13 protein-coding genes are annotated in these 13,034 nt (G+C 67.4%); 4 read left to right on the top strand and 9 right to left on the bottom strand.

Going from position 1 to position 13,034, the window contains the following annotated elements:
- Positions 1 to 128: 128 nt before the first annotated feature.
- Positions 129 to 572: a DUF2628 domain-containing protein gene (locus QMO76_RS25820; protein ID WP_306363922.1), complete on the bottom strand. Its 444-nt coding sequence runs from the start codon at positions 570 to 572 to the stop codon at positions 129 to 131.
- Between the two features lie 167 nt (positions 573 to 739).
- Complete coding sequence (locus QMO76_RS25815) at positions 740 to 964, bottom strand: hypothetical protein (RefSeq protein WP_306363921.1); 225 nt, start codon at positions 962 to 964, stop codon at positions 740 to 742.
- 57 nt (positions 965 to 1,021) lie between these two features.
- Here QMO76_RS25815 and QMO76_RS25810 point away from each other — a divergent pair, with 57 nt between their 5' ends.
- Positions 1,022 to 1,345 (top strand): cysteine hydrolase family protein, encoded by a 324-nt coding sequence (locus QMO76_RS25810; protein ID WP_306363920.1) that lies wholly within the window; start codon positions 1,022 to 1,024, stop codon positions 1,343 to 1,345.
- A 147-nt stretch (positions 1,346 to 1,492) separates the two neighbouring features.
- On the opposite strand, the gene QMO76_RS25805 is transcribed toward QMO76_RS25810, so the two are convergent.
- Positions 1,493 to 2,458: a DUF222 domain-containing protein gene (locus QMO76_RS25805; protein WP_306363919.1), complete on the bottom strand. Its 966-nt coding sequence runs from the start codon at positions 2,456 to 2,458 to the stop codon at positions 1,493 to 1,495.
- A 263-nt stretch (positions 2,459 to 2,721) separates the two neighbouring features.
- Entirely contained in the window at positions 2,722 to 3,222 is a 501-nt protein-coding gene (locus tag QMO76_RS25800; protein ID WP_306363918.1) for a hypothetical protein, read from the bottom strand.
- A 219-nt stretch (positions 3,223 to 3,441) separates the two neighbouring features.
- On the opposite strand from QMO76_RS25800, the gene QMO76_RS25795 reads away from it, so the two are divergent.
- Genes QMO76_RS25795 through QMO76_RS25785 form a run of 3 tightly spaced genes read left to right on the top strand, consistent with a single transcriptional unit; the run spans position 3,442 to position 5,142 of the window.
- Positions 3,442 to 3,771, top strand: coding sequence for a hypothetical protein (locus QMO76_RS25795; RefSeq protein ID WP_306363917.1), 330 nt, complete (start codon positions 3,442 to 3,444; stop codon positions 3,769 to 3,771).
- The gene (locus QMO76_RS35420) at positions 3,752 to 4,288 is read left to right on the top strand and encodes a DUF6879 family protein (RefSeq protein WP_372342082.1); all 537 of its coding nucleotides are present in this window, start codon (positions 3,752 to 3,754) and stop codon (positions 4,286 to 4,288) included. The genes QMO76_RS25795 and QMO76_RS35420 overlap by 20 nt, the downstream gene beginning before the upstream one ends.
- On the top strand, positions 4,285 to 5,142 hold the full coding sequence (locus QMO76_RS25785; protein WP_306363915.1) for a helix-turn-helix transcriptional regulator: 858 nt from the start codon (positions 4,285 to 4,287) through the stop codon (positions 5,140 to 5,142). The genes QMO76_RS35420 and QMO76_RS25785 overlap by 4 nt, the downstream gene beginning before the upstream one ends.
- Here the strand turns inward: QMO76_RS25785 and car are convergent.
- The 5 genes from car to infB all read right to left on the bottom strand — a co-directional run.
- The gene (car, locus tag QMO76_RS25780; protein WP_306363914.1) at positions 5,139 to 8,606 is read right to left on the bottom strand and encodes a carboxylic acid reductase; all 3,468 of its coding nucleotides are present in this window, start codon (positions 8,604 to 8,606) and stop codon (positions 5,139 to 5,141) included. The genes QMO76_RS25785 and car overlap by 4 nt on opposite strands.
- Positions 8,607 to 8,934: 328 nt before the next feature.
- Complete coding sequence (locus tag QMO76_RS25775) at positions 8,935 to 9,975, bottom strand: bifunctional oligoribonuclease/PAP phosphatase NrnA (RefSeq protein ID WP_372342091.1); 1,041 nt, start codon at positions 9,973 to 9,975, stop codon at positions 8,935 to 8,937.
- A 145-nt stretch (positions 9,976 to 10,120) separates the two neighbouring features.
- The gene (gene rbfA, locus QMO76_RS25770; RefSeq protein WP_306363912.1) at positions 10,121 to 10,570 is read right to left on the bottom strand and encodes a 30S ribosome-binding factor RbfA; all 450 of its coding nucleotides are present in this window, start codon (positions 10,568 to 10,570) and stop codon (positions 10,121 to 10,123) included.
- Positions 10,571 to 10,595: 25 nt separating this feature from the next.
- Positions 10,596 to 10,886, bottom strand: a complete 291-nt coding sequence (locus tag QMO76_RS25765) for a DUF503 domain-containing protein (protein WP_306364100.1) — start codon at positions 10,884 to 10,886, stop codon at positions 10,596 to 10,598.
- 137 nt (positions 10,887 to 11,023) lie between these two features.
- A partial coding sequence (gene infB / locus QMO76_RS25760; protein WP_306363911.1) for a translation initiation factor IF-2 occupies positions 11,024 to 13,034 on the bottom strand: 2,011 nt, incomplete at its 5' end.

Here is a 13,034-nt window from a genome sequence, read left to right as displayed (position 1 = left end):
TCGCACACTCCGCCGACACGCTCTGGTCACCGGTAGCGGCGAGCCAACAGGCCGGGCGCGAAGCCGTCGGTTGGCGGGCTGCCCCGGGCACCAGCCGGAACGTGTCCGGGTGCGGCGCCCCGGCGCGATCACCGGACAGGCGCGCGCTTCCCCGTGCCCTCGAAGGGATTCCAGCCCTGGATTCCTCGCGTGCGGTGGAGGTAGTAGGCGTAATTCGCGGTCGACATGTACAGCGCGGCCATACCGAAACCGACGGCCCGGGCCACCAGATCGGACACCGTCACCCCCGTGATCGCTTCCAGTCCGACGAGCGCGACGACGACGCCGAGCCAGATTCCGAGCAGCGAAAGGTTCTTCTTCCACAGCCCGAGAACGAAAAAGTAGATCGGCCCGAAGAAGAAGGCGACGACATTCGATCCCACGCGCATCTGCTTGCCGAACGACAGACCACGCATCGCCTGCCGGTATTCCGGCGCTCCGGGATGCCCGTTGGCATCGAAGAACGCGAACCGCTCGCGCCACTTCGGCTTCAGATCGTCGTACGTGGCCGGTGTGCTCGTCGGATACCCCATCGGTGTTTCCCCCATCCAGGTCGTTCGGCATCTCCAGCCTCGTGGCCCGCGCTCGACACCGGCAGGACACATACGGTTCAGCCTGATCGGCCGGAGCGTCCAGGACGGTAGCACAAGCCACGAAGCGGACATTCGACCGTGGATCCGAGACGCGGTTCAGCGCCGCATCAGAACAACCGATCGCCCGCGGGCTCCGGCACCGGCGTGGTCCGGGTGGGTGCGTGCTCCTCGTCGCCGACGGCGTCCTGTATCGCGTCGATCCGGTCCTGCATGACCTCGGCGCGCGCCACCAATTCGATCCGGTCGGGCTCGGTGAGGCTTTCGGCGCCGAGCTTTTCGAATACGCATGAGAGGACCGACCGTAAGTTCTCCAGTTGGCTGTCCGACTCCACGCGCTCACTCTACGTTCGAACGGAGCGGACATCCGCTCCTGACATCACGAGTTGCCGATGAGCCAGGGTTCGAAGCGGCCGTCGCTGCCGGGCGATCTGGTACTCGAGAAGACCCGGAACAGCTTCTTCGTCTACACCGAACTGGACCCGATTCTCGGAAACCTCGGGGTGCGACGCCTCCTCGTCGCGGGATTGCAGACGAACGTCTGCGTCGAAGCGACCGTACGCGCGGCACTGGAGCGCAACTACGAGGTGGCGGTCGCCGAAGACGTCGTCTCCACCGACGGACCCGCGCTGCACCACGGAGTCCTCGACTCCATGCGGGTGCTCTACGTCAAGGTCGCACCCTGGCGCGAACTGCTCGCCGATGGTGCTGCGTGAGATCGCGCCTACCACACCCAACTACGGGCGTGACGCCAGCTATTGGGATGAAACAGCTGTCTCGGTGCCGACACCGTGAGCGGGCTCGCGCGGTCTCGGTGCGGATGGGTTAGTTGCGCAGGTGGGTGAGTTTGGCGCGGTAGCGTTTCATGCTTTCGGCCAGGATGTGTTCGGGGTGGTGCAGGTGGTTGACCTGCGGGCGGCGGGCCGGGTCGATGTCGATCGGGGGCCGCGTCCGGAGGAGTGGGCGGTGCCGGGGACATGCCCGTCGGGGGTGTCCCCGGCAGGGTCGCGCCCGCCGGAGTCGTGTCGGTCGGGGTGGTGCCCGTCGGAGTCGTGTCGGTCGGAGTCGTGTCCGTCGGGGTGAGGGCTGTCGGGGTGGGGGCTGTCGGGGTCGTCGGGCATGCACATGCCCGGGCGTGCCCACTTGGCCAGGACGGTGTCGAGCAGTGCCCGCAGTTCGGGGTCGACGCAGCCGATGATCTCGGACATGCCGTCGATGCGTTGCGGGGACAGGGTGAGCCCGCGCAGGCGGGCGCGGTCACGATCGGTGGTGAGGGTGCCGTCGGGGTCGAGGTATCCCAGCAGTCGGTCTCCGACGTGGGTGACCTGTTCGGGAGCCAACATCCGGGCGTCGGCGAGGTGGTGTTCGGCGACCGCGCGGGTGGTGGTGTCGACGGCGTCGGGGAGCCGGTTCATCACCCGCATGACCGCGCGGGCGTGGGTGGCCGAGATCGCGCCCTCGGACTGCGCGGTCGCGGTGGCGGGCAGGGCGGGTTCGCGTACCGCGCCGCTGGGTTCGCGGAATACCCCCAACGCCTCGGCCGCGTCGATGCGGGAGGCGGCCTCGAACCGTGACAGGCGCAGGGTTTCCACCAAGTACTGGTGCAGGCCCCGCCGTCCGATCATGCGGGGCAGGTCCCGGTCCCCGGTCTCGACGAGCAGGCGATGGGAGACGGATTCGATTATGCGGCGGCAGGTTTCGAATTCGGCCAGCAACCCCTCGAACTCGCTATCGGTGAGGCCGGTGAGGTCCACGGTCTGCAACGCGGTCAAGCCCGCGCGCACAGCGGCGAGACCGCTGGTGTCGTGGATTCCCTCCCCCGGATTCATGCGTCTATTCTATCGCGAAATCGGTTGCGGCAGAAGCGAACAGGCTATCCGAACTGCGGATATTCAGACCCGATATGCCGGATTCATCGCCCTTCGTCAGGGCACGTCCCCGGCATCGAAAGACAAGCTGAGCAAAGCCGGAGATTACCCGAATCTCCGCTGCCGCCTACGCGCAGATTTCCGAGCCGGTTATCGGAACGAAAAAGTCGAGGCGAATACGACCATGACGGCTATCCAGCTCGGCACACGGGGCGAGGATGCCATTAGGCTCCATTTGCCTTGCGGGGTGGCAGGTTTGGTAATGGTAGTACTGCTCGATGCTCGAAGGTCGCCTCCGGCGACACGGTGACGACGTCCACCAGTTCGGTCAGCGATCCGGGTATCTGCCCGCCCTCGAAATGCTCGAGACCGGGCGCAATGACAGCTCGCGCGCCGAGCCGGCCGACCTGGGCCTTCAGCCGGGCCAGTGGTGGACGACCGAATTTCGGGTCGTAGACGATCATGTCGGCGAAGTCGTAGCCGAGTCGGGCGGCCAGCTTTCGGATCAGGGCCTCGTCCTGGAGCCGCGCCGCGCCGGAGATGTCGGTGCGCAGGTACCCGACTGCCGTTGGCCTGTAACGCATCTCGTCTCCTCGCAGTGCATCGTCGACGGCGCCGTGCATCTCCAGATACACGCCCGGATGCCCATCGGCGGGGTCATCGTCGTAGGCGTTGAGTTCGAGTACGCCGCCGGGGAACTCGCCGAGCCAGGTCCGCCTCGCCATCCCGCTCCCCTTGTCCGGTGGTTGGTCGACGCTCGGGGGCGGGATTACCGCACCGCCCTCGAGCGCTCGGACTTCACGCTAGGAACTCCTGACCGCCGAGCGCGACATCTATGCCGAACTATGCTGAAATTGCGTCGAATCCTAGTCAGAGCGAAGTGAGTGGCGCGATGATGGACGCGCGCAAGCATAGTTGCGCCTAACCTGCACGGGAGGCTCATCATGTGGTTGACATTCCTCGGCAAGGGCGGTTCAGCCGATGGCGAGTGCCCGTCGCTGTTCGCGGCGGACTCGGGCACGTACGTGGTGGTGGGCTGGAGGACTCAGACCCCGGAAACGGTCGAAATCCCCCACCTGCTGCTCGGATTCACCGAGCCGGATACCTTCATCGGTGCGACCATGAGCGACACGGGCAGGGGAACCTTCCTGCTGTCCGGTCGACCGATCACCGATCGTGCGACGTTGGATCAGATGAGCATGCAGCCCCACGAGGCCGCCATCGAAGTACCGAAGGCGGAGAGGACATATTTCGGTGTTACTGCGGCAGCCTAGCCCGTGGCCCGAACTCTTTCGGGAAACTCAGAGGGAAGCATTCCATCTCGAGGTCAGAGATACCTACTCCGTCTCCGGTGAGTCAGAACCGCTGCGCCGGTTCCTGAACGGTGAACCACCACTACCGGAATACAGCGAGCGTCCCTGGACGGAATTGGTGCGACAGACCGTGAGCCGTGGAGCGCGTGTTACCCGAGTCCGCGTGGTTACCGTGCCGCACAGCGACTATCAGCGCTGGTTGCTGTCCGTAACGGCCAGCAACGTGGCGGCTGGCGAAGATATTCGCTATCTACCCCGCCAGTCGGCCGGGGAAGTCCCTACCGACGACTGGTGGTTGTTCGATGACGAAAAGGTCGGTTTCAACCTCGTAGACGAGGACGGGAGACCTGCTGGTGCGGCGATAACCACCGACGCGGGTATTGCCGCATACTGTCGGGGCGTGAAAGAACGGCTCTGGCGGCTAGCCATTCCGTTCCACGAGTACGCGGCCGGTAACGCGGTGGAACCGATCACGTGACCGATCCAGTGCAGCAAGCGCGCGTTGCCCTCGGGGAACGACTGCGAGGGCTTCGCCTGTCCGCAGGACTCAGTGGGAGCGAACTCGCTCGGCGCGCAGGCTGGCATCAGACCAGGGTTCCGAAAATCGAATACGGAAAGACGAAGCCGTCGGAAGCGGACATCAGGACGTGGTGCGCCCTGACGGGCACCGAGGGCGAAGTTCCCGACCTGATCGCCACCCTTCGGAACATCGACGCCGCCTACCGTGAATGGCGGCGGGCCCTCAGCGGTGGTACGAAGCGGAAACAACATGAGATTTCGCGCATGATGCGGCAATCCGCAAACCTGCGGATGTATCAGCCCTCGCTGGTTCCCGGACTTCTACAGACAACCGAGTACGCCTACGCGGTGCTGCGAAGATCGATCAAGTTCCACAACATCCCGGACGATATCGACGAAGGCGTCTCCAAGCGGATGGAACGGCAACAGATCCTGTATCAGGGCATGCGAAAGTTCCATATCCTGATGGGCGAGTTGGCTTTGTACAACGCAGTGGGCGGAGACTCCGTCATGCTCGGCCAGCTGGACCGGCTGCTCGCGACAACGGTGCTACCGCGGGTCAGCTTCGGGATCGTCCCGATAGGCGCGGAGTTGCCGATGCAGTTGACGAACTTCGTCATGTTCGACGAGCGGCGCGTGACGGTCGAGACGATCGCTGCCGAACTGACCATCACCCAGCCGAGCGAGATCAGGGTGTACCACCGCACATTCGACATCCTGGTGCGGAAATCGGTAACCGGCGACGAGGCGCGAGCGCTCATCCATAGGGCGATGGGCGCTCGCAGCCAGCCACCGAAGGGCCCGCGGTTCTAGAGCAGCCCCAAGAGCCGCAGGTCGCTGACGTACTTCTCGATCAACTCCCGCCTCAGGTGCGGGATGTCGCTGTCCGGGCCGAGTTTCGCCTGCTGGACGGCGGCGCGAAAGTGCTTGGCGGGGAGGGCGGCTCCGGGCAGTGGTGGGCTGGGGCGGCGGTAGGCGTGCAGGAGGGGTAGCAGGGAGTGTTGGCGTTGCTGGTCGGGTAGGGCGCGCAGGGCCGTGTCGAAGCGGGTGAACCAGTCGGCGTAGTCGTCGATGCGGTCTATGGGGTGGCCCGCTTCGATGAGCCAGTCGACGAAGGTGTCGAGGGAAATGCCGTCGTCGTGCGGGTTGAGGACGTCGTAGGTGTCGAAGCCGCTCGTGGGCGCGGCGCCGAGGGCGGTGACGGCGGCGGCCGTGAAATCGGCTGGGAGGCCGTCGTAGTGGGCGCGGTGGCGGCGGCCGTGCGCGTCGTGGAAGGAGCCGGGCGCGAGGCCGGTGGCCAGGACGCTCAGCAGCAGGCGGGTGAACATGTCGGGCACGTTGAGCTGCCCGGCGTAGTGGCTGTGGGCCAGGATCATGTCGGAGCGGAAGACCGCCACGGGGAGGCCGAAACGGTCGTGAGCGGCGCGGAGCAGGACCTCACCGGCCCATTTGCTGTTGCCGTAGCCGTTGGCGTAGCCGTCGTCGAGGCGGCGCACCGGGCTGATCTCGCGGATGTCGCCGTCCTCGGTGAAGGTCTCCGGATCGATGCCGGCGGATACCGCCACGGTGGACAGGTAGGTGACCGGCTTCAGGCGGGAGGTGAGGGCCAGGCGGATCACCTCGGCGGTGCCGACCACATTGGGGCCGAACAGCTGGTCGTAGGGCAGCACGTGGTTGACCAGGGCGGCCGGATGCACGATCGTGTCCACGGTGTCGGCGAGGTCGCGCCAGTCCTGTTCGCTCAGACCGAGATTCGGTTCGCCGATATCGCCCGCCAGCACCCGCAGCCGCCGTCCGGCGAGGTCGCGGTAGCGGGCTTCCAGCTCCGGATCGCCAGTGGCGAAGACCGAGTCGAGACGGCGGCGGGCGGCGTCGGCATCGCGGCCGCGGACCAGGCAGATCAGCGTGCCGCCCGAATCATCCAGGCGCTGTAGCCATTCGAGTGCGAGGAAGCGGCCCAGGTAGCCGTTGGCACCGGTCAGCAGCACCGTGCGCGGCGGGTCCGTCGGGGCCGACAGCCGTGCGGCCGCCGTGAGGGTGGCGGAGTCGAGGAATGCCTCCAGGGTGAGATCGTCGGCGCGCAGCAGGCCGTCGTCGCCGTGCACCGTGGCGGCGGTCGGCCGGGTGCCGGAATCGCGTTCGGCGACCAGGTATTCGGCGATCCGGGCCAGATCGGTGGCCGGTCCGACGATGACTCCGACCGGCACCTCCACCCCGAAGATGTCCCGCAGCAGGGTCGAGAACGACAGCGCGGACAGGGAATCGCCGCCCAGATCGGCGAAGTGGGCATCGGGCCGCACCTCCCCGGCGGCCAGATCGAGCACGGCACCGGCCGCGCGGGTCACGGTCTCCAGAACCGGGCGGTCGTGCGCGCCGCGCCGCAGCATCGTCAGCTCGTCCTCGCGCTGCCGCGCCAGTTCGGCGTACAGCCGCTCCAGCCGCTCGCCGTAACGCTCTTTGAGCTTGGGCCGCAACAGTTTCCCGATACCCGACAACAGACCGTTGTCCAGGGTGAACGGCTCGGATTCGAGGAGGACCTCGCGCGGGATCTCGTAGGGCTGCAAGCCGGATTCCTTCGCGATGCGTTGCAGCGACTCCCCCACCGCCGCGCGCGCCCGGTCGGGCGGCAGCGCCAGCACCTCATCCGTCGGCACCACCACGGCCAGCAGGTACGCGCGTTCACTCGAGCCGTACACGAAGATCTGCCGGATCAGCGGACTCGTCGCGTACACGGCTTCCAGGGCGGCCACGGTGACGAACTCGCCCTGCGACAGTTTCAGCACATTGTTGCGGCGGTCCACGTACACCAGGTGATCCGGCCCGAGTTCGGCCACCACGTCACCGGTGCGGTAGAAGCCGTCCGCGTCGAACATCTCGACGGTGATCTCCGGGCGCTTGTAGTAGCCGGGGAACATGGTCTCGGTCTTGAGCAGCAGTTCCCCGCGCGGATACGGCTTGTCCGTGCGGAAGTAGCCCAGTTCGGGGACGTCGGCGAGGCGGTAGTCGAGCACCGGGGGCCGCTTGATGCGGTTGTCCATGAGAACCCCGCCACCGGCCTCGGTGGAACCGTAGCCGTCGTGCAACTCGTCCTCGAGCAGCGCCTCCATGAAGGTCTTCATCTCGGCGGCCAGCGGGGCGCTCGCCGACAGCGCGGTGAGGTAGCGGCCGCCCAGCACCCGTTCCCGCAGTTCGGTTCGCACTGCCGCGGCGGCGGTCTCGGGATCGTCTCCCGCGAGCACCCGCCGATCCAGTTCGCCCTGATAGCGCTGGAACAGCATCTCACACACCCGGGGCACGAACACCAGTTCGGTCGGCCGTGCGAGGGCGATATCGTCGAACAAGGTGGACATATCGCTGGCGGCGGCGAAATGCGCCGTACCGCCGCGCACCAGCGTGCCGTAGAGGGTCATCCGGCCCGCCACATGGCTGAGCGGCATGTAGTTCACGGTGAGCGCCGGCACCCGAATGGCGTTCGCCGACGACCACATACTGGCCACGAGCCGGTCGGTGTACATGGCGCCCTTGGGGGCGCCGGTGCTGCCGGAGGTGTAGATGAGCAGGGCCAGCCGGTCGGCGTCGGATGGAATGCGCGGTGGCGCGGGCAGATCCGCCCCGCGCTCGACGGCATCGGCGACCGTGGTGACCGTGCAGCCCACCTCGGCCAACCGCTCCCGTGCCGAGTCGACCGCCGCCCGCTGCCCCTCGAGTTCGGGCCGGTAGTCGAAGACCAGCACCCGGCGCGGCACGAAGCCGCCCGATACGGCATCCACGGCCGCCGACAGCGTTTCGGCGCTGACCGCCAGCATCCGGGGCTCGGTCTCGGCCATGATGGAACGCCATTGCGCCGCCGACGCACCGGCCTGTAGCGGCACCGCCACCGCCGCCAGTCGCACGCAGGCCAGATCCACCGCCGCGTAATCGGGGCTGGTGAATCCCAGCGTGCATACGAAATCGCCCGCACGCACCGGGGATTCGGCGTCGGAGTCCCACTCGGCGGCGAGCGCACCGGCCCGTCGCCACAGTTCGCGATAGGTCATGGTCGAGAAATCGGGCAGCAGCCGCACCGCCCCGTCGACGATCTCCGACCGCCGCCACGCCAGGGCCGCCCGCTCCCCGTACCCCGTCATCACCACGTCGACGATCTCCGCGAGTCGCGCGCCGTCCCGGCGCACCGATTCGCTCACGACAGCGTCCGCCACCGCCTCGCGCACCTGGTGATCGGCCAGTGCGTCCGCGATCCGCCGTTCACGCCGTGTGGTGCGTGCGTCGTCGAGCATGACCAAACCTCCTGCACAATTGCCGCATCAAGGACATCCGCACGTGGCGGACAGGACATGTCACAATTAACTTAGCTTTAGTAACTATTTCAGGGTCCGCCTTACAACGGCCACTGTCAAGAACCATCGGGTCACAACATGGCGCGGTGCGCTGCCCGACAGCGGTGCCGGATGCGGCTGCCGGCCGCTCGGTCCCCACGATCACGCCGCTGCCCTCGGTCGGGATGGCCGCACGGAACCGCCGAGTTAGACCGATCGTGACAGTCGTCACGTCGGCCGACCGGCTATCGCAGCCGGGCGGGCACGACGGCGTGAATCGTCCTGCGCGTCAGCCGAGTTCGGCGAGCAGGGTGACCACGAGTTGCTCCGGCGCGCCGGAGGTGGTGTAACCCGCCGCGTAGCGGTGACCGCCGCCGCCGAGGGCGGTGGCGATGCGGGCGACGTCCACGCCCGGGGTGCCGTCGGGACGGGCGTGCGAGCGCAGCGAGACCGTCCAGAGGTCGGGGGTGGTGCGGGATTCCTTGAATACGGCGGCGACGTCGGCCTCGGCGGTGGTGCGGACGATATCGACGACGCTCTCCACCTCCTCGGAGCGGACGCCCGCGATGTCGTCACGCCGGACGAAGGCGTAGACCAGGCCCGCGCCGTCGGCCGCCGCGGGCTCCAGGCGGGCGGAGCCGAGGACCTTGGCGAGCATGGGCAGCCAGGCGAAGGGGTGGGTGTCCATCAGGGTGCGGGTGATGGCCGGACCGTCGATGCCGGTGGCCAGCAGGCGTTCGGCGAGAGTGTGCGAACCGGGGCGCGGCCATTTGAAGGAACCGGTATCGGTGACCAGCCCCGCGAAGAGGCAGTGCGCGACCGGGCGGTCGATCGGCTCGCCCCAGGCATCCAGGACGCGGGCCACCAAACCCGCTGTGGACTCGGCGGATTCGTCGATGACGTTGACGGTGCCGAAGCGGGTGTTGGAGCGGTGGTGATCGAGCACCAGGCTCACCCGGGCGGCGGCGAGGCGGTCGCCCAGCGCGCCGAGGCGGCCCACGCTGCCGCAGTCCACGGCCACCAGGACGTCGACCTCGGCTGGCACCCGGTCCGGCGGCACCAGGAGTTCGATACCGGGCAGCGAGCGCATGGAGATCGGCACCTCGGCCGGTTCCGCGAAGGACACCCACACCGGCACCCCGCGCCGGTGCAGTACCTGCGCCAGCGCCAGCCCGCTGCCGATGGTGTCGGCATCGGGCTGGACGTGGCAGAGCACCGTGACCGATCGGGCGGTGTCCAGCACATCGACGGCGGCGGCCAGGTCGACCGGACCGCTCGGTTCTTCGGTGCCGATCCCGGCCACCACGGGTGCGACACCCGATTCGCTCATCACAGGGGAGGGATCGGCGCTCGCGGCGGTGCTGTTATCGGCATCCACGGCCTCACTCACGACGGCTCCATTCCCGCCCGATAGCGGACCGGTCGGTAATACTCACTACCGGGGTAGTACCCACCGGCCCGCGCCGTCACCCGCCTCAGTCCTCGGCATCGTCGTCACGGTCGGACTTGTACGGATCAGCGTCGCCCGCGGGCTTGGCTCCCGCCGCCACCTGCGCCACCTGGGCGTCGGCGGCCCGGGCGCGGGCGAGCAGCTCCTCCATCTCGCGCGCCGCGTTCGGCACGGTGTCGAGAGCGAAGGACAGGATGGGGGTGAACTTCACCCCGGTACCCGCGCCCACCTTCGAACGCAGAATGCCCTTGGCCTTCTCCAGTCCGGCCGCGGCTTCCGCGTAATCCGGTTCGGTGTCCAGGGTTTCCCCCATCACCGTGTAGTAGACGGTGGCCTCGCGTAGATCGCCGGTCACCTTGGTATCGGTAACGGTCACGAAACGCAGCCGCGGATCCTTGATCTCGTATTCGATGGCAGAAGCCACGATCGTGGAGATCCGCTTCGCGAGTCGGCGTGCCCTGGCCTGGTCAACCATGGGACGTCCCTCCTAACTCGGTCTTTCAGTCTTCGGGTCCGAAGACGCGGCGGCGTACCGACAGCAACTCTAACTCCGGCCGGTACGCGACGTGCCGTTCACACTTGTCCAACACTTCGGTCAGATGATTCATGCCGTAGCCGGCAATCGCCACGCCGAGCAGCGAACGCCGGTACAGATCGTGTTCCCCGCCCTCGGCGACACTCACGCCGAAGCGTTTCAGATCGGCGATGATCGGACGGATGACGGAACGTTTCTCCTTCAGCGACCGCACGTCACCGAGCAAGATATCGAATTCGAGCGCTCCGAAAAACAGCTTTTCAGTCATATGAACGCGCCCCGGGAAATGCGCGTGAGTTACCCGGACAGGGATATCAGAACCCGTCGCTCATCGCGGCGGGAGCACCGTCCCGCCGGACCTCCAGGGTCCGGCGGGACGGTGTTGTCACTCGCCTAGTCGCGCGGCTTCTCCCGCAGCTCGTAGGCCTCGATGATGTCGCCTTCCTTGATGTCGTTGAAGGTGACGGTCATACCGCATTCGAAGCCCTCGCGGACCTCCACGGCGTCTTCCTTCTCGCGTCGCAGCGAGGCAATGGTCATGGTCTCGGCGACCACGACATTGTCGCGGAGCAGGCGAGCCTTGGCATTGCGCTTGACCGAACCCGACAGCACCATGCAACCGGCGATATTGCCGAACTTGGAGGAGCGGAAGATCTGGCGGATCTCCGCCCGACCCAGCTCGACCTCTTCGTAGATCGGCTTGAGCATGCCCTTGAGGGCCTTCTCGATCTCGTCGATGGCCTGGTAGATGACCGAGTAGTACCGGACGTCCACACCTTCGCGGTTGGCCAGCGCGGTCGCCTTGCCGTCGGCACGCACGTTGAACGCGATGATGATCGCGTCCGAGGCCGAGGCCAGGTTGACGTTGGTCTCGGTGACACCACCGACACCGCGGTCGATGACCCGCAGCCGCACCTCGTCGCCGACGTCGATACCGAGCAGCGCCTCCTCGAGGGCCTCGACGGTACCGGAGTTGTCGCCCTTGAGGATCAGGTTCAGCTCCGAGGTCTCCTTCAGAGCGGCATCCAGATCTTCCAGGGAGATGCGCTTGCGGCTGCGCGCGGCCAGGGCATTGCGCTTGCGCGCGTTGCGCCGGTCCGCGATCTGGCGCGCGATGCGGTCTTCCTCGACGACGAGCAGGTTGTCACCCGCGCCGGGCACCGACGTGAAGCCGATGACCTGGACCGGACGCGACGGCAGCGCCTCGGTGACGTCCTCGCCGTGCTCGTCCACCATGCGGCGCACGCGACCGTAGGCGTCACCGGCGACGATGGAGTCACCGACACGCAGCGTGCCGCGCTGCACCAGCACCGTGGCGACCGGACCGCGACCGCGGTCGAGGTGCGCTTCGATGGCCACACCCTGGGCGTCCATATCCGGGTTCGCCCGCAGGTCCAGCGCCGCGTCCGCGGTGAGCACGACGGCCTCCAGCAGCGACTCGATATTGACGCCCTGCTTGGCGGAGATGTCGACGAACATGGTCTCGCCGCCGTACTCCTCGGCCACCAGACCGTACTCGGTCAGCTGCTGGCGAATCTTCTGCGGATTCGCGCCTTCCTTGTCGATCTTGTTGACCGCCACCACGATCGGCACGTCGGCGGCCTGCGCGTGGTTGATGGCCTCCACCGTCTGCGGCATGACGCCGTCGTCGGCGGCGACCACCAGGATCGCGATATCGGTCGCCTTCGCACCGCGGGCACGCATGGCGGTGAACGCCTCGTGACCCGGGGTGTCGATGAAGGTGATGAGCCGGTCGGCATTGTTGACGTGCGAGAGCACCTGGTAGGCGCCGATGTGCTGGGTGATGCCGCCGGCCTCGCCCTCGCGGACGTTGGCCTTGCGGATGGTGTCCAGCAGTCGGGTCTTACCGTGGTCGACGTGACCCATGACGGTCACCACCGGCGGACGGACCTGCAGGTCCTCCTCGCCGCCCTCGTCCTCGCCGTAGGTGAGGTCGAAGCTCTCCAGCAGCTCGCGGTCCTCGTCCTCGGGCGAGACCACGTGCACCACGTAGTTCATCTCCGCGCCCAACAGCTCGAGGGTCTCCTCGCTCACCGACTGGGTGGCGGTGACCATCTCACCGAGGTTGAACAGCGCCTGTACCAGCGAGGCCGGGTTGGCGTTGATCTTCTCCGCGAAGTCCGAGAGGGACGCGCCACGGGCGAGGCGGATGACCTCGCCGTTGCCGCGCGGCAGCCGCACGCCGCCGACGGCGGGCGCCTGCATCGACTCGTACTCCGCGCGCTTCGCCCGCTTCGACTTGCGACCACGACGCGGAGCGCCACCGGGACGACCGAAGGCACCGGCCGCGCCACCGCGGCCACCGGCACCCGGACGGCCACCGCCGCCACCGGGACGACCGCGGAAACCACCCGCGGCGCCACCGCCGCCACCGGCACCCGGG

The organism is Nocardia sp. CC227C (assembly GCF_030767025.1).
Lineage (GTDB): Bacteria > Actinomycetota > Actinomycetes > Mycobacteriales > Mycobacteriaceae > Nocardia.
Note: the sequence above shows the minus strand (reverse complement) of the source record. Positions and strands in the feature narration are given on the sequence as shown.